Origin of the sequence: Streptomyces sp. NPDC006551, assembly GCF_040611675.1 — a bacterium.
Taxonomy (GTDB): domain Bacteria; phylum Actinomycetota; class Actinomycetes; order Streptomycetales; family Streptomycetaceae; genus Streptomyces.
Window position 1 is genome coordinate 66,566 of sequence record NZ_JBEXOT010000028.1, and the last position, 19,255, is coordinate 85,820.

The 19,255-nt window shown below is 72.6% G+C and carries 17 protein-coding genes and 1 other RNA gene; 12 read left to right on the forward strand and 6 right to left on the reverse strand.

The genetic code is table 11. The features are described from left to right. Nucleotides 1-29: 29 nt before the first annotated feature. The 4 genes from ABZY12_RS23435 to wrbA all read right to left on the reverse strand — a co-directional run bounded on the left by ABZY12_RS23435 (nt 30) and on the right by wrbA (nt 4,206). Nucleotides 30-1,427: an aldehyde dehydrogenase family protein gene (locus tag ABZY12_RS23435; RefSeq protein WP_356893361.1), complete on the reverse strand. Its 1,398-nt coding sequence runs from the start codon at nt 1,425-1,427 to the stop codon at nt 30-32. Beyond that, the gene (locus tag ABZY12_RS23440; RefSeq protein ID WP_356893363.1) at nt 1,427-2,524 is read right to left on the reverse strand and encodes a phenazine antibiotic biosynthesis protein; all 1,098 of its coding nucleotides are present in this window, start codon (nt 2,522-2,524) and stop codon (nt 1,427-1,429) included. Before ABZY12_RS23440 ends, ABZY12_RS23435 begins: the two co-directional genes overlap by 1 nt. A 53-nt stretch (nt 2,525-2,577) precedes the next feature. Then, complete coding sequence (locus ABZY12_RS23445) at nt 2,578-3,303, reverse strand: DsbA family protein (protein WP_356893365.1); 726 nt, start codon at nt 3,301-3,303, stop codon at nt 2,578-2,580. A gap of 288 nt (nt 3,304-3,591) precedes the next feature. Continuing rightward, nucleotides 3,592-4,206: an NAD(P)H:quinone oxidoreductase gene (gene wrbA / locus ABZY12_RS23450; protein WP_356893367.1), complete on the reverse strand. Its 615-nt coding sequence runs from the start codon at nt 4,204-4,206 to the stop codon at nt 3,592-3,594. Between the two features lie 418 nt (nt 4,207-4,624). On the opposite strand from wrbA, the gene ABZY12_RS23455 reads away from it, so the two are divergent. From ABZY12_RS23455 to ABZY12_RS23500, 10 genes are all read left to right on the forward strand, one after another. Then, nucleotides 4,625-5,800 (forward strand): 3-deoxy-7-phosphoheptulonate synthase, encoded by a 1,176-nt coding sequence (locus ABZY12_RS23455; protein ID WP_356893369.1) that lies wholly within the window; start codon nt 4,625-4,627, stop codon nt 5,798-5,800. 47 nt (nt 5,801-5,847) lie between these two features. Beyond that, nucleotides 5,848-6,618, forward strand: a complete 771-nt coding sequence (locus ABZY12_RS23460) for a 2,3-dihydro-2,3-dihydroxybenzoate dehydrogenase (protein WP_356893371.1) — start codon at nt 5,848-5,850, stop codon at nt 6,616-6,618. A gap of 19 nt (nt 6,619-6,637) precedes the next feature. Next, nucleotides 6,638-7,297 (forward strand): isochorismatase family protein, encoded by a 660-nt coding sequence (locus tag ABZY12_RS23465; protein ID WP_356893373.1) that lies wholly within the window; start codon nt 6,638-6,640, stop codon nt 7,295-7,297. 25 nt (nt 7,298-7,322) lie between these two features. Beyond that, on the forward strand, nt 7,323-9,215 hold the full coding sequence (locus ABZY12_RS23470) for an anthranilate synthase family protein (RefSeq protein ID WP_356893375.1): 1,893 nt from the start codon (nt 7,323-7,325) through the stop codon (nt 9,213-9,215). After that, nucleotides 9,203-9,544, forward strand: a complete 342-nt coding sequence (locus ABZY12_RS23475; RefSeq protein ID WP_356893376.1) for a hypothetical protein — start codon at nt 9,203-9,205, stop codon at nt 9,542-9,544. The genes ABZY12_RS23470 and ABZY12_RS23475 overlap by 13 nt, the downstream gene beginning before the upstream one ends. Before the next feature lie 205 nt (nt 9,545-9,749). Beyond that, a complete protein-coding gene (locus ABZY12_RS23480) occupies nt 9,750-10,262 on the forward strand; it encodes a shikimate kinase (RefSeq protein ID WP_356893378.1) in 513 nt (170 codons plus the stop codon). Nucleotides 10,263-10,314: 52 nt separating this feature from the next. Further along, the gene (gene aroA, locus ABZY12_RS23485; RefSeq protein ID WP_356893380.1) at nt 10,315-11,610 is read left to right on the forward strand and encodes a 3-phosphoshikimate 1-carboxyvinyltransferase; all 1,296 of its coding nucleotides are present in this window, start codon (nt 10,315-10,317) and stop codon (nt 11,608-11,610) included. A gap of 44 nt (nt 11,611-11,654) precedes the next feature. Then, the gene (locus ABZY12_RS23490; RefSeq protein WP_356893382.1) at nt 11,655-12,857 is read left to right on the forward strand and encodes a 3-hydroxybenzoate 6-monooxygenase; all 1,203 of its coding nucleotides are present in this window, start codon (nt 11,655-11,657) and stop codon (nt 12,855-12,857) included. Then, nucleotides 12,854-14,038, forward strand: coding sequence for a chorismate synthase (aroC, locus tag ABZY12_RS23495; RefSeq protein WP_356893384.1), 1,185 nt, complete (start codon nt 12,854-12,856; stop codon nt 14,036-14,038). The genes ABZY12_RS23490 and aroC overlap by 4 nt, the downstream gene beginning before the upstream one ends. 349 nt (nt 14,039-14,387) lie before the next feature. After that, a complete protein-coding gene (locus ABZY12_RS23500) occupies nt 14,388-15,503 on the forward strand; it encodes a transposase (protein ID WP_356893386.1) in 1,116 nt (371 codons plus the stop codon). 136 nt (nt 15,504-15,639) lie between these two features. On the opposite strand, the gene rnpB is transcribed toward ABZY12_RS23500, so the two are convergent. After that, nucleotides 15,640-16,043: RNase P RNA component class A (gene rnpB, locus ABZY12_RS23505), an RNA gene on the reverse strand. Between the two features lie 88 nt (nt 16,044-16,131). Here rnpB and ABZY12_RS23510 point away from each other — a divergent pair. Beyond that, nucleotides 16,132-16,896, forward strand: a complete 765-nt coding sequence (locus tag ABZY12_RS23510) for a MerR family transcriptional regulator (protein ID WP_356893388.1) — start codon at nt 16,132-16,134, stop codon at nt 16,894-16,896. Then, entirely contained in the window at nt 16,893-17,765 is an 873-nt protein-coding gene (locus tag ABZY12_RS23515) for a hypothetical protein (RefSeq protein WP_356893390.1), read from the forward strand. Before ABZY12_RS23510 ends, ABZY12_RS23515 begins: the two co-directional genes overlap by 4 nt. Here ABZY12_RS23515 and ABZY12_RS23520 read toward each other — a convergent pair. Further along, nucleotides 17,710-19,152 carry an RNB domain-containing ribonuclease gene (locus ABZY12_RS23520; RefSeq protein ID WP_356893392.1) on the reverse strand — a complete coding sequence of 481 codons (1,443 nt, stop codon included), beginning with the start codon at nt 19,150-19,152 and terminating at the stop codon, nt 17,710-17,712. The two genes, ABZY12_RS23515 and ABZY12_RS23520, sit on opposite strands and share 56 nt — an antisense overlap. Nucleotides 19,153-19,255: the final 103 nt, after the last annotated feature.

Genomic DNA, 19,255 nt, shown 5'->3' on the forward strand with positions numbered 1-19,255 from the left:
TGGTGTCGGCTGTGCCCGGGTGGCACCGGTCAGCCGCGGATGACGGTCTTGCTGCGCATCAGGAACTCGCCGAGATAGCCGTCGTGCGGCACGCCGCGGTCCATCCAGTGGGTGGGGTGGTCACCGACGTACACGTTGGCGATCGTCCGGTCGGCGACCAGCTCGTCGATCAGCTCCTCGTCCGACGGCGTGACCTCGTCGTCGGCCAGCACACCGACGACGAGTGAGTCGCCCAGGACGGCGGCGCCGTCGGCGCGGTTCCAGGGCACCACCCACACACAGGGGAAGGGCAGTTCGGCGGTGTGCCAGCCGCCCTCGAGGTCGGGCGCCTCGAACACCGCGGGGCGCAACACCGCGCCGCCGTCGACGAGTTCGTCCACGACGCCGTCGCCGCCGAGGTGTGCGGTGGTTCCCTTGGCGCGGTCCAGCAGATGCCGCTCCAGGGCCCGCGCCCGGTCGAGCGGCTGCACGGGCAGCCCCGCCTTCTCGTCCTCGGCCGGCAGGCTGGGCAGCGCGCCGAGACGCTCGGCCAGCGCACGGGCCACCGGCGCCGGATCGCCCTCGACGAAGACAGCGGTCGCGTTGACGCATTTCATGCCGCCGTGGTGCGCGATGGAGTCCACCATCGTGTCCAGGTGCGCGCGCCAGTCCGACTCGGCCGTGACCAGGATCTTCGCCCGGCCAGGCCCCTGTACCAGCACGTCGGGGTCGTCGGCGTACTTGCGGACGACGTCGTCACCGCCGTACACCAGCGCCAGGTCGGCGCCGGTGAGCAGCTCGCCGGCCACCGCGTGGTCGGTGGGCAGCAGCACCACGTGGTCGTCGCCGAACCCGGCCGTGCGCAGCGCGGCGACCAGCCGGTGCGGGGTGAACGGCTCCCGGCGGGAGGGCCGGATCGCGACGCGGAAGCCCAGCGCGAGCGCCTCCAGCCACAGCGCGTGCGGCGCCGGGTGGTTGCCCGCCGCGTTCACGGCGAGCACCTCGCCGCGCCGCGTCCACACCGCGCTGCCGGTGCGGGTGCGCGCGTCCTGCCAGTCCAGCACGGCGCCGCCGGGCAGCGCGCCGTAGGCCCCGGCCAGGGCGCGGCGCGCCGAGTCGGCGATCTCGTCGGCGGCGGAGCGGACGGCGGGCAGCGGGATCCCGGAGACCCGGGCCACGGTGCGCTCGTACGCGTCGTACGTCAGCCCGTGCACCTCGTCCTCACGGAAGACGCGGGCCGCACGGGCGAGGGCCGCCAGTCGCCGCTCGCGCGGCAGAGGCGTCGCCTTGTGCAGGGCGGTGAGAGCCCGGCTGACGAACAGCCGCGGCACCAGGCTGAGTTCGGCGACCGCCGTCCCGGCCGTGTCGGTGACGGTCTCGCGGTTGCGCGCGCGGTACGGGCCGCCGGGACCCAGCGCGTCCAGCGGGTACGGCTCGGAGGTGGGCATCAGTAGACCCCCTCGATGACCTGCTGGTCATCGAACTCCCGCACCGGGGCGATGTCCGCGACCGAGTCGCCGACCTGGCCCGGCAGGGGGCGGACGCGGGTGGCGACGTCCCGCTCCACGTTGTTGGGCAGGAACAGGCTCTTGCCGACGTAGTGCATCACCACGCGGCCGCGCTCGCCGTACTCGACCGGCCGGCGCTTCTCCAGGTCGACCACGTTGTAGGTCATGTACGGCGAGAACGGGTCGTAGACGCAGGGGTCGTCGTCGCCCAGGCCCGGGCGCTCGGTGACGTGACCGAGCGTCATGGTGTTGCCGAAGCCGCTGCACAGCACGGTGTCGGGGAACAGTTCGGTGCGGTACAGGTGCCGCGTGTCGGGGTCGAGCTGGGTGCCCACCCACATGATTGCCCTGACCTTCTCGCGGACGAGGTCGACGAGTTCGTCGCGGCGGCACAGACGCTCCAGCACGGGCGGCGTCAGCATGAGCACGCCGATGTCCTGGGAGCGCAGCGGATGCTGGAGCTGGTCGATGAGGTGCTCGGTGTACTGGTCGGACTCGGCCTGGTCGCCCCGCGCGATGATCTTCTTCACCCATCGCGGGTCGACGTCGACGGCGAAGGACAGGCCGCCGCGCTGGGCCACCAGCTGCTGGAAGGAGGCGCCGACCATGTGCGGCCCGGACGGGATGGCCAGCAGCCAGTTCACGTCGCGCGGCACGCCGTGCGCGTCCAGCTGGGCGTTGCTGTGGGCCAGCAGCATGTCCAGCCACTCCTGGAGCATGACGACGCGCTTGGGCGCGCCGGTGGTGCCGCCGCTGTCGAAGACGCCGACGATCTCGGGGCGGCCGCCGTACCCACGCGGGATCAGGTCCTCGGCACGCACGTCCCGCAGGTCGTTGGCGAAGTTCGGGAAGAGCTTCAGGTCGTCGAAGGTGCGGATGTCCTCGACGGGGTCGAAGTCCAGCCGGCCGAGGCGGTCGAGCCAGAACGGCGCGCCGGTCTCCTTCGAGAAGTGCCAGCGGATCGCGGCGCGGAGGAATTCGTCGGGGTCGGGCGTGGTGCCGTAGGGCAGTTCGAGAAGGGGGTCTGCAGCAGACATCGGAGAGCTTCCTTTCGGCCAGGTCCGGCGGGGGGCGTGTCACGGCCCCGGGTTCAGTCGGCCTGCGGTGCCTTTGCGATTCGGTCGAGGAGTTCGTCGGCCCAGTCGCGCGTGTAGGAACGGAAGTGGGGGAATCCGCCGTCGTACGGGTCGCCCGTCCACACGAAGTCGGCACCGGGGTTGTGCGCGTCGGTGCCGGAGGCGGTGAAGAGGTGCGGGCTGCCCTGCACCCGGGGGCCGCTTGCCACGGCGAAGTCACGGTGGATCGCCGCGCGGGCCGTGCCCTGTGCCAGGGCGTCGGCGAGCGCCGCCTCGTCCACGAGCGGGCACGTGGCGGCCACGGCGAGGATCTCGGAGGTGAGACTGATGCAGCGGCCCTGCCCGTAGAAGGCGTGGCGCAGGGCGGTGTCCAGCTGATCGCTCGCGGGCAGCCCGCCGACGGCCGGTGCCTTCGCGGCCTGTACGGCTTCCAGCGCCGGCAGCGTCGTCACCGGATAGCGCCAGTCCGGGCCGGGCCACAGGCGCCAGCCGAGCGTGGGCACCAGCGCGCCGATCGCCACCGTCTCGGCGTCGATGATGGGCTTGGGTGTGGGTTCGGAGTTGAACAGTTCCAGGGGAAAGGCCCTGTGGTCGACCAGGAGTTCCTGGCCGCGCCGGGCGGCGGCGGTGTGCAACGTGGCCAGCGCCAGCGTCGCCCACGGGCAGCCGATGTCCGACCAGACGGTCACGACGGCCTCGTCGGTCGCGTGGAGCGCGGCGGTGTCGGCCTGGATGGTCATGGCGGGAACGCTCCTGCTGATCGGCGCAACGGGCGGGTCGGACGGCCAGCATTCTGGTCACAGGGGCGGTCGCCGCCGCACGGGGCGGCCGCGGACTCTGTCACACGCCGCAGACTTCGTCAGAAGCGCTCGGGCAAGGTGACGAAGTCGGCCGCCGCCGGTCGACACCCGGCCGGCGGCCGGCGGATCATGACGCACCGCGTACGGGGAAGGGCCGGACACCGTTCGGTGTCCGGCCCTTCCTCGCTCGGGGTGGTGACCGGTCGGGAGTCCCGGCGGCGTCGCGCGTCAGGCCGCCGCGTAGCCCCGCTCGAGCGCCGCCGCGACCTCGACCGTGCGGCGCGTCTGATACTCGATCGCGGCGAGGGTGGCCTCGTCGACGGCGCCCTTGTCGTACGAGACATGGCCGGTGCCGTACGGATTGCCGTTCCTGACGTGGAACTGGACCGGGTCCGTGTAGCCGGGCGGGACGATGATCGCGCCCCAGTGGTAGAAGGTGTTGTTCAGCGCGAGCAGCGTGCTCTCCTGGCCCCCGTGCGTCTGCGTCGTGGAGGTGAACGAGGAGACGACCTTGTTCGCCAGGCCTCCCTGGGCCCACAGGCCGCCCGCGGTGTCGATGAACTGCTTGAGCTGCGAGGCGGGCAGGCCGAAACGGGTCGGCGTACCGAAGAGGACGACGTCGGCCCACTCCAGGTCTCCCACGTCGGCGACCTGGATGTCCTTCGTCTGCTCATGGTGCGCGGCCCACGCCGGGTTGGATTCGATGGCGGCCCGGTCGGCCAGCTCGGCCACCCTGCGCAGCCGCACCTCGGCGTCGGCCTTCCTCGCGGCGTCGGCCGCGGCCTGGGCGAGCGTGTGGACGTGGCCGGTGGAGGAGTAATAGATGATGGCGACGTTCGTCATGACGGACATTCCTTCTGCGTTGTCGGTGTCCGGTGGCCGAAATCGCGGCTCATGACGGCAGCGGAGCCTTCCGGAACGGTGGAGGAGCGGCAATCGCGGCCGCGTTACTTCGTCAGATGTCCCGCCCCCGTGCCGCGTCGAGTTGACGGATTAGGCGCTTTGGCGACGGACTGAGCGCCGTCTCGACGGACTACGCGCCGGTGCGTTGCCGCTCGGGACGCCCCGCTTCCACAGTGGTGTCCGCCCGGCCAGGCCCGGATGCGAACCCGCTGGAGGACGCACGCCGGGATGCCCGCAGCCGCGGCCCCACCGGGCAGAGACCCTGCCGGCGCGCACGTACGACCGTGCCCGCTTCACACACGGCCATGCCCGCCACCAGCCGGAGTTTGCTCCGGCATGCCCCCGCCGAGGGAATTCGATGACCGACATTGAGTCCTACCTTCGCTCCCTGCCCGCTCTCCAACAGCCCGACTGGGCTCACCACCCCCGTCTGGACACGGCCCGCGCCCACCTGCGACGCATGCCCGCCCTCGTGGACATCGAGGCGGTGCACCGCCTCAGGTCCCTGCTGAGCGAGGCCGCGGCCGGCCACCTGCAGATCGTCCAGGCCGGCGACTGCGCCGAGGACCCGGCCGAGGCGACCCCCGAGGACGTCGCCCGCAAGACGGCGCTGCTCGACGTGCTCGCCGGGACGATGAAGCTCGCGTCCGGAAGGCCTGTGCTGCGGGTGGGCCGCCTCGCCGGACAGTTCGGCAAGCCCCGCTCGCGCCCCACCGAGACCGTGAACGGCGTCGAACTGCCCGTCTACCGGGGCCACCTGGTCAACCGGCCCGAGCCCGATGCCGAGCTGCGCCGCCCCGACCCCGACCATCTGCTCTCTGGCTACCGGGCCGCCAGCGACACCATGCACTACCTGGGCTGGCGCGGCACCGCAGGCCGCCGTTCGGAGTTCGGCGTGCCGGTGTGGACCAGCCACGAGGCACTGCTGCTCGACTACGAACTGCCCATGCTGCGCCGCGAACCCGACGGCTCGCTGCTGCTGGCCTCCACCCACTGGCCTTGGGTGGGCGAGCGCACCCGGCAGCCGGACGGCGCCCACATCGCCCTGCTCGCCGCCGTGTCCAACCCGGTCGCCGTCAAGGTCGGGCCGGGCATGACGCCCCAGGAGCTGCTCGCGCTGTGCGAGCGGCTGGACCCCGAGCGCAGCCCCGGCCGGCTCACCCTGATCGCCCGGATGGGTGCGGAGAACGCCCCGCGCAAGCTGCCCGCCCTGGTGGAGGCCGTCACCGCGGCCGGCCATCCGGTCCTGTGGCTGTCGGACCCGATGCACGGCAACACCGTGTCCGGCCCCGAGGGGCTCAAGACCCGCCTGGTCGAGACCGTGGTGTGCGAGATCCAGGCGTTCCAGGACGCGGTGTGCGCCGGCGGCGGCGTCGCGGCCGGCCTGCACCTGGAGACGACTCCCGAAGCGGTCACCGAGTGCGTCTCGGACGCGGTCGCGCTGGACCGCATCGGCGACAAGTACCTGAGCTTCTGCGACCCGCGGCTGAACCCGCAGCAGGCCGTCGAGGTGACCTCGGCCTGGCGGGGCTGACCCGCACGCGTCACTCGAATCGCCGACGACACAAGGAGGTTGGAGACGTGCAAGGAACACTCGCCCTGGTCACCGGGGCGGCCGGCGGTATAGGAGAGGCCGTCGCCCGGGTGCTGGCCGAGCGCGGAGCACGGGTGGCCGCCGTCGACCTGGACGCCGAACGGATCGCCGCCACGGCCGCCAAGCTCCGCGCGGACGGCCTGGAGGTGACCGGCTTCGCCGCCGACGTCACGTCGAGTTCGGCCGTGGAGCAGCTCGTCGACGACGTCGAGACCCGGCTCGGCCCGGTGCGGCACCTGGTGAACGCCGCCGGTGTGCTGCGTCTCGGCCAGGCGCGCGCCCTGTCCGACCAGGACTGGAACGCCACGTTCGCGGTGAACGCCACCGGCGTGTTCCATGTGTCGCGGGCCGTGGTCAACCGCATGATCCCCCGTGGCGCCGGCGGGATCGTCACCGTCGCGTCGAACGCCGCGGGCACCGCGCGCGCGGAGATGGCGGCCTATGCGGCGTCCAAGGCCGCCGCGACCGCGTTCACCAAGTGCCTGGGCCTCGAAGTGGCGCACACCGGCATCCGCTGCAACGTGGTGGCCCCCGGCTCCACCGACACCCCGATGCTGCGCGGCATGCACACCGCCGACACCGCCGCCAAGGCGTCGATCGCCGGCAAACCGGAGCAGTACCGAGTCGGCATTCCGCTGGGCAAGGTCGCCCGTCCCGAGGACGTCGCCCGGACCGTCGCCTTCCTGCTGTCGGAGGACGCCGGGCACATCACGATGCACGAACTGACCGTGGACGGCGGAGCCACCCTCGGTGTCTGAGAACGAAAGGAAACGCCCCATGCCCGGCATCCCCCCGGTGGAGTCCTACCCCCTGCCCACCGCGGAGCAACTCCCCGAGAACACGGTCGACTGGCAGCTCTCCCCCCGGCGCGCGGTGCTGCTCCTGCACGACATGCAGGAGTACTTCCTCAGGCCGTTCCCGCGCACCACCGACCTCGGCCGGGCCCTGGTGGACAACACGGCGCGGCTGCGCGCGCAGGCCAGGGCACTGGACATTCCCGTCGCCTACACCGCCCAGCCCGGCAGCATGACGCCGGAACAGCGCGGGCTCCTCAAGGACTTCTGGGGTCCGGGCATGCGGGCCACGCCCGAACACCGCAAGGTGGTCTCCCCGCTGGAGCCGGAAGACGGCGACTGGACGTTCACCAAGTGGCGGTACAGCGCCTTCTTCAAGACCGACCTGCTGGCCCGGATGCGCGCGCGGGGCCGCGACCAGCTGATCATCTGCGGGGTGTACGCGCACGTGGGCGTACTGATGACCGCGGTGGAGGCGTACACGAACGACATCCAGCCGTTCCTGGTGGCCGACGCGGTGGCCGACTTCTCCGCCGACTACCACCGGCTGGCACTCACCTATGCCGCCGAGCGTGCCGCGAAGGTCGTGACGGCCGAAGCGGCACTGACCGAGCTCGACGCGGCGACCGTGGCAGCGCACTGAGCGTGCCCCCGGCGAAAGGATCCCCATGACAAGGCAGGACGGCGCGCTGGCGCTGCTGTCGCGCATCCTGGACGGCTCGACGGAGGCGTTCGCCCTGCTGCATCGCCCGGAGGCGGCGGGAGACGACACCCTCGAGGTGCTGACCGGTGAGATGGCGCGGGTCGGCACGCTCGCCGACCTCGAATTCGACGAGACGCAGGACGCCGGCGCCGGCCAGGAACTGCTGGTGCTCATCCCCTATCGGCAGCTGGCCGAACGCGGCTTCGCGGCCCCGGACGACGGCAGTCCGCTGCTGGCGATGCGGGTGCGCGAACAGGCATCCCTCTCGCTGCGCGAGAACCTGGGACTGCTGCCCAACGATCCGGTGAAGGTGACCGGGGGTCACTTCGACATCGACGACGACTCGTACGCCGAGACGGTACGCCGCGTCGTCGCCGACGAGATCGGTACGGGTGAGGGCGCCAACTTCGTGATGAAGCGGTCCTTCACCGCTCAGCTGCCGGACTTCGGCGTGCCGGCCGCGTTGTCGTTCTTCCGCCGCCTCGTCGAACGGGAGGCGGGCGCGTACTGGACGTTCCTCATCCACACCGGCGAGCGGACCTTCGTCGGAGCCACCCCCGAGCGGCACATCAGCGTCCGGGACGGCCGGGCGGTGATGAACCCCATCAGCGGCACCTACCGCTACCCCGCGACCGGCCCCGACCTGGACGGAGTTCTCGCCTTCCTCGCCGACACGAAGGAAGCCGACGAGCTGTACATGGTCGTCGACGAGGAACTGAAGATGATGGGCCGGATCTGCCCCGGGGGCGGCCGCGTGGTGGGGCCGTACCTGAAGGAGATGGCGCGCCTCGCGCACACCGAGTACTTCATCGAGGGCCGGACCGACCGCGATGTGCGCGACATCCTGCGCGAGACGCTGTTCGCGCCGACGGTGACGGGCTCCCCGCTGGAGAGCGCCGCACGCGTCATCAGCCGCTACGAGCCGGCGGGGCGCGGCTACTACAGCGGTGTGGCCGCCCTCATCGGACGTGACGCCGCGGGCGGGCGCACCCTGGACTCCTCGATCCTGATCCGCACCGCCGACATCGACACCACCGGAGTGATGCGGATCGGCGTGGGTGCCACGCTGGTGCGCCACTCCGACCCGGCCTCGGAGGTGCAGGAGACCCGCGCCAAGGCCGCGGGGCTGCTGGCGGCGCTCGGCGGGGCCGAACCCACCCGGTTCGGATCGCATCCGGCGGTGCGCGAGGCGCTCGACTCGCGCAACGACGACATCGCCCGGTTCTGGTTGCGGGACACCGCCGTTCCCGCCCGGCCCACCGGCCCGCTGGCGGGACGCAGGGTTCTGGTGGTCGACGCCGAGGACACGTTCACCGAGATGATCGCCCACCAGATCCGCTCGCTGGGCTGCGAGGTGAACGTGCGCCGCTTCGACGAGTCGTACGACTTCGGCGCGCACGACCTGGTGGTCATGGGCCCGGGGCCGGGCGACCCGCGGGAGACGTCCCACCCGAAGATCGCTCATCTGCGCTCGGCGGTGTCCCAGCTCCTGGAGGAGCGCAGGCCGTTCCTCGCCGTCTGCCTGAGCCATCAGGTACTGAGCACGCTGCTCGGCCTGGACCTGGTACGCCGCCCGGTGCCCAACCAGGGCGCGCAGCACGAGATCGACCTGTTCGGCAGGACGGCGCGGGTGGGCTTCTACAACACCTTCGCCGCCCAGTGGGACGCGGACTCCTTCGAGCACCCGGTGCACGGCAGGGTCGAGGTGAGCCGGAACCCGGCGACGGGTGAGGTGCACGCGCTGCGGGCGGCGGGGTTCGCGTCGATGCAGTTCCACGCCGAGTCCGTGCTGACCGTGGACGGGCCGAGCATCATCGGCTCGCTGCTCCAGGAGGTGTCCGGCACGTGCACGCGGTGATCGTCTGGTGGGATCTGGCGGACTCGCGGCAGACCATCGAGTCTCTGCGCGGTTTTCTCCGCGACGAGGCGGTGGAGCGCTTCTCCCACGTGCCCGGCCTGCGGCTGAAGTTCTGGATCTCCGACGCGGCCACCGACCGGTGGGGAGCGGTACTGCTGTGGGAGTCGCGGCAGGCGGCGCAGGTCGTTCTGCCCAATCTGGCCGCCCCGCTGATCGGCTACGCGCCGACCGAACGCCACGCCTTCGACGTGGAGGCCACCGTGGAGGGCGAGTTCGCCCTGGCCGCGCTCGCCGGGCGCGGCCTGGCGCTGGAACCGGCCGGTTCCTGAACCCACCGCCACGCCATGCGGCCGGCCGGACGCCTCATCGCTGTACGCCGATCGGATTCCCTCCGGTCCGCCGATCGGTTCCCCCGGTCGGCCGGCGTACGGCACCGGATGCGCGATGTCAGCGCACTCGGGCGGCCCGGCTCGGCACTGGCGCGGCGGTACCCGGACCCCGCACGCGCCTTCTCCCGACGCGAAAGGCAGACGCATGACCGGACCCGCGGCCGTCCTCATCGGCATGCCCGGAGCAGGCAAGACCACCGTCGGCCTGGCGCTGGCCGATCTGCTCGGCGTCCCCTTCCGCGACACCGACGACGATGTGGCACGCCTGGCCGGGCGGCCCACGCCGGATGTGCTGAGGGAGCGGGGCGAGGCGGCCTTCCGGCTGCTGGAGCATCAGGCGGTCGTCGCCGCACTGGCCGGACACACCGGTGTCCTCTCGCTGGGCGGCGGCGCCGTGCTCCACGCGGACACGCGCGTACGGCTGGCCGGGTGCCGCGTGGTGCACCTGTGGGCCGGCCTCGACACGCTCGCCCAGCGGATCGGCGACGACGACAGCCGCCCCCTGCTGGAGGGCGACCCCAGGCACCGGCTCGCGCGGCTGACGCGGACCCGGCTGCCCCTGTACCGGCAGCTGGCGGCGGTGTCGGTATGCGCCGAACACCGTGCGCCACGCGAGATCGCGGAGGAGATCGCCGCGGCGCTCGCCACGGCCACCTGACGCCCGGCTTCCCGTGACACACGTGGCGGCCACCCCTCGACGAAGGACAGCAATGATCACCGCCATCGCGCCACCCCGGGCGTTCGACGCCCGTATCCCCGGCTCGAAGTCACTCACCAACCGAGCCCTGCTGCTCGCCGCCGCGGCCGACGCGACCAGCGTTCTCACCGCTCCGCTGGTCAGCGACGACACCCTGGCCTTCCGCGACGCGCTGACCCGACTGGGCGCCCGTGTCGAGCCGTCGGCCGACGGCGACGCCTGGCGGGTCACCGGCCTGGGCGGCGGCCCGGTCGGCGCCGGCCGGATCTGGTGCGCGGACGCGGGCACGGCCGCGCGCTTCCTGCCGCCGCTGGCGGCCACGGGCCACGGCGATTTCGTGTTCGAGGGCAGCGCCCAGCTCACCGCCCGCCCCGTGGCCCCGCTCGCCGACGCACTGCGCCGGCTGGGTGCCGAGGTCACCACCGCTCCCGGCGGGACGCTGCCCCTGCGGGTGGCGGCGCGAGGGCTCGACGGCGGCGGACTGGACGTGGACGGCAGGCTCAGCAGCCAGTTCCTCAGCGGGATGCTCATGGCGGGCCCCCTGCTCGGCACCCCCCTGCTGGTCCGGGTGCGCGAGCTGGTCAGCCGCCCCTACATCGACATGACACTCGCGCTGATGCGGCACTTCGGTGCCGAGGTGACCGAGGACGCCCCGGATGAGTTCACCGTCCGTCCCACCGGCTACCGCGCCGCCGATCTGCGCATCGAGCCGGATGCCTCCACCGCGTCGTACTTCTTCGCCGCGGCGGCCGTCACCGGTTGCGCTGTGACGGTGGACGGCCTCGGCCGGGAGAGCCTGCAGGGCGACGTGCGCTTCGTCGACGTACTCGAACGCACCGGGGCCCGGGTGCGCCGCGGACTGGGGGCGACCACGGTCACCGGGACCGGCGTGTTCAGGGGCGGCTTCACGGTCGACATGGGAGAGATCTCCGACACCTTCATGACGCTGGCGGCGATCGCGCCCCTGGCCGACGCCCCGATCACCGTGCGCGGCATCGCCCATGCGCGGCTGAAGGAGTCGGACCGGATCGAGGCGGTCGCGCGGAATCTTCGGGCGTCGGGCGTGCGCGTCGAGACCGGCCCGGACTGGATCACCGTGCACCCGGGCAGCACGTCACCCGCGCGCATCGCCTGCCACGGCGACCACCGGATCGCCATGGCGTTCTCCGTACTGAACCTGCGCACCGGGAACCTCACCCTCGACGATCCCGGCTGCGTCGCCAAGACGTTCCCCGGCTTCCACGAGGAGCTGCACCGGCTCTTCCCGCAGCACCCGCTGCCGCCCTCCACTGCGCGTGCGCAGCACTGACTCACGATCACCATTCATCTGATTCTGAAGGGATTTGACGGACCATGGCACACATAGTGATCGCCGGGGGCGGCATCGGCGGGCTCGCCACGGCGCTGTCGCTGGCCCGGACGGGACACAGCGCGACGGTGCTGGAGCGCAGCGACACCTTCGCCGAGATCGGGGCCGGTATCCAGCTCGGCCCCAACGCCTTCCACGCCCTCGACCGCCTCGGCGCCGGTGAGAGCGTGCGCGAACGTGCCGTGTTCATCGATGAGTTGCGTTTCATGGACGGCACCACCGACGAGAAGGTCGCCGCCATGGAACTGACCGGCGCCTACCGCGAGCGGTTCGGCAACCCGTACGCGGTGGTGCACCGCGGGGACCTGTACCAGCCCCTGCTCACCGCCTGCCAGGAGCTGGACAGCGTCGAACTCGTCGCCGACGCCGCGGTCCGGAGCTACGAGCAGGACGCCGGGGGCGTCACCGTGCGGACCGTCGACGGGCGGACGTTCCGCGGTGCGGCGCTGATCGGCGCGGACGGCATCCGCTCCACCGTGCGCGCGGCGATGCTGGGCGACGGTGAACCCCGTGTGTCGGGTCACACGATCTACCGCTCGGTGATCCCGATCGAGAAGGTGCCCGAGGAGCTGCGCTGGAACACCGTCACGCTGTGGGCCGGCCCCAAGTGGCACTTCGTGCACTACATCATCGGCGGCGGCAAGTACCTCAACCTCGCGGTCACCCGCGACGACGGCGCGACCGTGCCCGTGGCCGGGCGGGAGACCGCACGCGCCCATGTCCTCGCCCAGTTCCCCGGCATCGGCGCCACCGCCCGCCGCCTGCTCGAACTCGGCGAGGGATGGCGCGAGTGGGTGCTGTGCGACCGTGACCCCGTCGACCGGTGGACCGACGGCCGGGCCGTCCTGGTCGGTGACGCCGCCCACCCGATGCTCCAGTACGCGGCCCAGGGCGCCTGCCAGGCGCTGGAGGACGCCGTCGTCCTCGGCGACCTGCTCGACGGCATGGGCGCGGACGACGTCGTGCAGCGCCTCGAGAAGTTCAACGCCGTGCGCCGCGAACGCGCGGGACGCACCCAGCTGATCGCCCGGCGCATGGGCAGCGAGCTGTACCACCCGGCGGGTGAGGAGGCCGAGGCGCGCAACGCCATGCTCTCCGCGCTGTCGCAGGGCGAGATGTACGACAAGGTGACCTGGCTGCACGGTGACCGTGACTTCACCGACAGCGGCCTCGGGGGGACCCGTTGAGCAGGCTGCGGTGGCTGACCGCGGGGGAGTCCCACGGTCCCGCACTCGTCGCGACGCTGGAGGGCCTTCCCGCCGGCGTGCCGATCACCACGGAGGTGGTGGCGGACCATCTCGCGCGGCGGCGCCTCGGCTATGGCCGCGGTGCGCGGATGAAGTTCGAGCGGGACGAGGTCACGTTCCTCGGCGGGGTGCGGCACGGGCTGACCCTGGGTTCCCCGGTGGCGGTCATGGTGGGCAACACCGAGTGGCCGAAGTGGGAGCGGGTGATGGCGGCCGATCCCGTGGATCCGGAGGTGCTGGCGGGGCTGGCCCGCAACGCGCCGCTGACCCGGCCGCGGCCCGGACACGCGGACCTGGCGGGCATGCAGAAGTACGGCTTCGACGAGGCCCGGCCGGTTCTGGAGCGCGCCAGCGCCCGGGAGACGGCGGCGAGGGTGGCCCTGGGCGCGGTGGCCCGGTCGTACCTGAAGGAGACCGCGGGCATCGAGATCGTTTCGCACGTCGTCGAACTCGCCGCCGCGAAGGCCCCTTACGGCGTGTACCCGACCCCCGCCGATGTGGCGAAGCTGGACGCCGATCCGGTGCGCTGTCTGGACGCGGACGCGTCGAAGGCGATGGTCGCGGAGATCGATCAGGCCCACAAGGACGGTGACACCCTCGGCGGTGTCGTCGAGGTCCTCGCCTACGGCGTACCCGTCGGGCTCGGCTCGCACGTGCACTGGGACCGGCGCCTCGACGCCCGCCTCGCCGCCGCGCTGATGGGCATCCAGGCCATCAAGGGCGTCGAGGTCGGCGACGGCTTCGAGCTGGCCCGCGTTCCCGGCTCGCAGGCGCACGACGAGATCATGAGGACCGAGGACGGCATCAAGCGCACCACCGGCCGCTCCGGTGGCACCGAGGGCGGTCTGACCACCGGCGAACTGCTCCGCGTACGGGCGGCGATGAAGCCGATCGCGACCGTCCCGCGCGCCCTGGCCACCGTCGACGTCGCCACCGGCGAGCCGACCGAGGCGCACCACCAGCGCTCCGACGTGTGCGCGGTCCCGGCAGCCGGGATCGTCGCCGAGGCCATGGTCGCGCTCGTCCTCGCGGACGCCGTCGCGGAGAAGTTCGGCGGCGACAGCGTGGCCGAGACCCGCCGTAACGTGCGGTCCTACCTCGGCGGCCTGCGGATCCGGTGAGATCGCGGCGGGCCGGGGTGGCCGTGCCCCACTCCGGCCCCTGATCCGCGGTTGTCCCGGCACCACCCGTCCCGGCGGCGCGGTACGCCGTACAGGTTCGTGCGGAGACACGGAAACACGCGGTTCACGTACGCCGACGGCAGGTGACCGTCGGCGCATCGAGCCGTGAAATCAGGTGTCCGGATCACCTCGTGAGATCAGGGCCGTGCCAGCCATGGTGAACAGGCAACCCCGACAGGGCCGCCCCCCACACGGCTGGAGCATCGTGAACACATTCATCCTCGGGACAGACGACCCTGCCGACACGCCGGCAGTGCCCCATCAGGGCGGCGTTCCCTCCGGTGCCGATGTGTCCGACGACATCGTCGCCGAGCTGTGCACCGTCCTGTTCTCCCTTCTGAGCCGAAGAAACCACCGGCTGCGCGCGGAGCAGTATCTGCGCGGTCTGCTGTCCACGCCGGGCCGCAAGTCCATCCGCAACATCGCGGCCCATCTGGGCGGAGCGTCCGTGGAGCAGAGCCTGCACCACTTCATCTCCAGCTCCGCCTGGGACTGGCGGCCGCTGCGCATCGCCCTGGCCGAATACCTCGAGCACACCGCGGCACCACAGGCGTGGGTGATACGGCCGATCCACATACCCAAGGCGGGCAAGCACTCGGTGGGCGTGGACCAGCACTTCGCGCCTCACCTGGGTCAGGTCTTCCGCGGCCAGCAGGCGCTCGGCGTCTGGCTCGCCTCTACCGAGCTGAGCGCGCCCGTCAACTGGCGGATGGTCCTTCCGGAACCGTGGATCAACGACCCGGAGCGGCGTGAGCAGGCCGAAGTACCCGAAGGGCTCGGGGCGGAGAGCACGGAGGAGTGCGCCGTGTCCGCCGTCGTGCGGATGGTCCAGCGGTGGAGCATTCCGCGGCGGCCGGTCCTGCTCGACCTGCGGTGCGGCGGGATCTCCGCCGCGACCGACCGGCTGGCCGCGAGCGGCGTGCCCTTCGTCGCCCGGATCAGCCCCTTGTGCCGGATGGCCGTCGCCGACCCGTCGCTGCCCGGCTACCGGACCGGTTCGCTGCCCGCCCCGCGGATACTCGAACTGGTCAAGGGCATGCGGGTCCCCATCGCCTGGCGGGACGCGGCGCACGGGAACACCCTGCGCACGACCCTGGCCGCGACCGTGCCCATCGCGCTGCCGGGCACGGCCGGGGCCAGACCCCGCCGTCTGCTCCTGCTGGGCGAGTGGACCAACCCGGCGCAGCCTCCCTCCCAGCTGTGGGTCACCGGCATGACGCATCTGCCGGTCGGGTCGCTGCTGCGGATCGCCAAGCTGAACGGCCGGGTGGAGGAGGACTTCGCGCGCATCGGCGACCGGGCCGGGCTCCGGGACTTCGTGGGGCGCTCCTTCCGAGGCTGGCACCGCCACATGACGCTGGCCTCCGTGGCGCACACGGCGATCGCCCTGGGAGCCGCCGAGTGAGGCCCCCAAAGAGCCGGCTCAGCCGGAGACCCGCTCCCAGGCGGCGTCGAGACACCTACAGGGCGCCCGATACGACCCGCCTGTCCCTCGGCGGGTCGTAGGCGGCGGACGGTACGCGAGAGCGAACGAAGAGCGGCAGACGAGTCGGGCTGTACGCCGGGTTCTGTGCCCCGGGACCTCGCGGTCGTCGGGGTGACGGCCATCCATCTAGGACCGGTGTCGCCACCGGTCTCGTGCGGTCTACCCGCGAACTCGGGCGGGCAGCCCTCGAGCGTTCGCGCAGAGCCGCCTGTTGCCAAGCGGCCCCTCTTGACCTTGCTCCGGGTGGGGTTTACCTAGCCGCCTGAGTCACCTCAGGCGCTGGTGGTCTCTTACACCACCGTTTCACCCTTACCGAGGACCGAGGTCCCCGGCGGTCTGTTTTCTGTGGCACTGTCCCGCGGGTCACCCCGGGTGGCCGTTAGCCACCACCCTGCCCTGTGGAGCCCGGACGTTCCTCGGGAGGATCCAGGATCCCCACGCGGCCGCCCGCCCGGCTCGTCTGCCGTGTCGACCATGCTACCTGGCGCGAAGGAGGGAGAACGGCCGCACTTGACCTTGTCGTAGCGTCAGGGTTTGTACTGGGCCCATGCGAATCGGCGAGATCGCCGCGCTCGTCGGGGTCACCCCGCGGGCCGTGCGGCACTATCACCGTCTGGGGCTGCTGCCCGAGCCTGTGCGGCGGGCCAACGGATACCGGGAGTACGGCCTCCGCGACGCCGTGCTGCTCGCGCGGGTCCGGCGGCTGGCCGAGCTGGGCCTCGGGCTCGACGAGGTCCGGGACGTCCTGGCCGACGACGAGGGCCGGGAGCTGGTCGAGGTCCTGGAGGAGCTGGACGCCGATCTCGGGCGGCAGGAGGCCGTGATCCGGGAGCGCCGGACGCGCCTCGCCGAGCTGCTCGGGGAGGCACGGGCCGGCCGGATCACCGCCGAGGGACCCGTCTCCGCCGAGCTGGCCGGTCTGCTCGCGGGCCTCGGCGAGGTCTCCGCCTCCCCCATGGCCGCCAAGGACCGGGAGCTGCTCGCCCTGCTCGACACGGTCGCCCCAAAGGAGGAGCGGGGGCGGCTGATGGAGGCCATGCGGAGCATGACCGAGACCCCGGAGGCGCTCGAGCGCGCCCGCGACGTGTACGCACGGCTCGACGCGCTCGCCGAGGCCGAGCCGGACGACCCCCGCGTCGCGGCGGCGGCCGAGGCCCTCGCCGACTGTGTGCCGGACGAGGCCGTCGCGTCGCTGGAGGCCGGGGAGCTGCCGGAGGGCGGGTTCACGGACGCGTTCCTCGCCGACCTCTCCCCCGCCCAGGCCGCCGCCGTCCGCCGCGCCCTGCGGCTGGTCCAGGAGCGTGCCCGGTGACCGGCCCCTCCACCCCCGCCGCCCCGCCCGCCGCCGGGTCCCGGGTGCTGCGCGCCACCGCGTACGCCCTCCTTCCCGCCGAGATCGTCCTCCTGACCTGTCTCGTCGCCGGACTGCGCATCCCTAGGCCCGTGCTCGTCTGCGCCGAGATCGCCGTCCTCCTGCTCCTCGTCGCCGAAACGGCCGCGTACGTGCGCCTGCGACGGCGCGGGCTCTCCCGGCGCGAGGTCCTCGCGGAGCTGGTGCCGGAGCCCGTCCGCCGGCTCGTCGGGCACGAACTGCGGCTGATGGCGAGCCTGGGCCTGTGGGTGGCCCGGCGCCGGCACGGGGTGCGCGCCGGGGAGCGGGCGTTCTCGCACGCCCGCGACCAGGCGGCCCTGATGTACGGCTTCGCGTTCGTCTGCCTCGTCGAGACCGTCGGGATGTCGTATCTGCTCGCCGACCTGCCGGCGGTCCACGCGGTCGTCCTCGTCCTGGACGTGTACACGGTGCTGTTCGTGCTCGGTCTGCACGCCGCCTCCGTCACCCGCCCGCACGTCCTCGCCTCCGGCGCGCTCCGGCTGCGGCAGGCCGCTCACGTCGATCTGACGGTCCCGTTGAGCGGGATCGCCGCCGTCCGGCACGAGCTGCTCTTCACCCACGAGAAGGCCGAGGGCGTGCTGAACCTCGCCGTCGGCTCCCAGACCTCCGTCACCATCGAACTCACCGAACCGGTCGACGTGGCCCGGCTCCTCGGCGGGACCCGGTCCGTCCACACCGTGCGCTGTCACGCGGACGACGCCCGGGCCCTCGTCCAGGCGCTCGTACCGGCCCTCACGCGGGCGCGAACAGCACCTTCGCCCGCCCAGGGTCCGCCTGCGTCAGTCTGACCCGCAGCCATTCGCCCAGCGGCAGCCGCGTCTCGCCGCCCTCGATCCGGGCGACGACCGCGGGGTCCTCCAGGTGAACGGTGCCGACGGCCGGATCGCGCTCCTTCACATCGATCACGTACGCGTCGAAGACCTCGCCGATCCGCCCGCTCATCAGGGCGGCCTCCACGATGTCCACGGTCTCGCGCTCGACGCCGTTCGCCCGCCGCGAGCCCTCCGCCATCTCCCGGGGGAGGGCGTCGAGCGCCGCCCGTACCCACTCCGGGGGCTCCTGCCCCGCCACGGCCGCGACGCACAGCTCTCCCGCGTACCGGTCGACGAGCCGCCGCAGCGGGGCGGTGCAGTGCGTGTACTCGTCGGCGACGGCGGCGTGGACGGCGGGCGAGGGGACGCTGCCGTCGGTGAAGACGGTGTAGCCCGCGCCGCGCAGCAGGGTGGTGCACTCCTGGAGGAAGGCGGCGTGGCGGGGGTCGGTGGGGTCGACGGAGCGGACGACGTCCGCGTACGAGACGTGGTGCGGCCAGTCGACCCCGAGGGCGTGCGCGGAGCGGCGCAGCCGGGCCACCGCCCCGTCGGGGGCGGTGGGCAGCGTACGGAGGATCCCGGTGCCGGCGGCCGTCATGAGGTCGGCGGCGGCCATGCCGGTCAGGAGGGAGATCTGGGCGTTCCAGCCGTCGGCGGGGAGCGGGGCGCGGTAGGCGAGGGAGTACGAGTGGTCCCAGTCGACGATCTCCTGCTCGGGGACGTTGAGGGAGATCCCGCCGCGCTCGGTCTCCAGGGCCTCACGGAGCATCCCGATCTCGCGCAGCAGGGCGAGGGGTTCCTTGGCCGTTCCCGAGTCGATCCGCTCCTGCACGCCGGCGTAGTCCAGCTTGGCGCGGCTGCGGACGAGGGCCCGGCGTACGTCGGTGGCGACGCGGCGGCCCTCCGCGTCGAGGTCGATCCGCCACAGCAGAGCGGGGCGGGTCTCGCCGGGCAGCAGGCTGGCGGCGCCCTCGGAGAGGACGGCGGGGTGGAGGGGCACCTTGCCGTCGGGGAAGTAGAGGGTGAGGACCCGGCGGTGGGCCTCGGCGTCGAGGGCGGACCCGGGCGCGACGAAGGCGGCGACGTCGGCGATGGCGTAGTGGACGCGGTAGCCGCCGTCGGCCCGGCGGGCCAGGTGCATGGCCTGGTCGAGGTCGGTGGAGGTGGGCGGGTCGATGGTGAAGAAGGGGATGTCGGTGGCGTCGTGGCCGGGAAGTGTCGGCGCCTTCGCCGCGGCCTCGGCCTCGGCGAGGACGGCGGGTGGGAAGGCTTGCGGGATCGTGAGCTCGGTACGCAGTGCGCGCAGGGCGGCCCGCAGCGGAGCCTCGGCTGCGCCGGTCACGTGAATGTGGCGGCGGGGCATGGACCGAGCCTAGGGGGTGTCTCGTCGATCAGGACGGATCAGCGAGCGGTGTCTGGTGCGTGCGATCGCAAGGCGGAGGAGGGAGTCCACGCGGAGCGTCGAC

Excerpts from the sequence above, each read along its gene's own strand:
- ABZY12_RS23435 (WP_356893361.1), bottom strand. The coding sequence starts at position 1,427 with ATGCCCACCTCCGAGCCGTACCCGCTGGACGCGCTGGGTCCCGGCGGC.
- ABZY12_RS23440 (WP_356893363.1), bottom strand. The coding sequence starts at position 2,524 with ATGTCTGCTGCAGACCCCCTTCTCGAACTGCCCTACGGCACCACGCCC.
- ABZY12_RS23445 (WP_356893365.1), bottom strand. The coding sequence starts at position 3,303 with ATGACCATCCAGGCCGACACCGCCGCGCTCCACGCGACCGACGAGGCC.
- wrbA (WP_356893367.1), bottom strand. The coding sequence starts at position 4,206 with ATGACGAACGTCGCCATCATCTATTACTCCTCCACCGGCCACGTCCAC.
- ABZY12_RS23455 (WP_356893369.1), top strand. The coding sequence starts at position 4,625 with ATGACCGACATTGAGTCCTACCTTCGCTCCCTGCCCGCTCTCCAACAG.
- ABZY12_RS23465 (WP_356893373.1), top strand. The coding sequence starts at position 6,638 with ATGCCCGGCATCCCCCCGGTGGAGTCCTACCCCCTGCCCACCGCGGAG.
- ABZY12_RS23470 (WP_356893375.1), top strand. The coding sequence starts at position 7,323 with ATGACAAGGCAGGACGGCGCGCTGGCGCTGCTGTCGCGCATCCTGGAC.
- ABZY12_RS23480 (WP_356893378.1), top strand. The coding sequence starts at position 9,750 with ATGACCGGACCCGCGGCCGTCCTCATCGGCATGCCCGGAGCAGGCAAG.
- aroA (WP_356893380.1), top strand. The coding sequence starts at position 10,315 with ATGATCACCGCCATCGCGCCACCCCGGGCGTTCGACGCCCGTATCCCC.
- ABZY12_RS23490 (WP_356893382.1), top strand. The coding sequence starts at position 11,655 with ATGGCACACATAGTGATCGCCGGGGGCGGCATCGGCGGGCTCGCCACG.
- ABZY12_RS23510 (WP_356893388.1), top strand. The coding sequence starts at position 16,132 with ATGCGAATCGGCGAGATCGCCGCGCTCGTCGGGGTCACCCCGCGGGCC.
- ABZY12_RS23520 (WP_356893392.1), bottom strand. The coding sequence starts at position 19,152 with ATGCCCCGCCGCCACATTCACGTGACCGGCGCAGCCGAGGCTCCGCTG.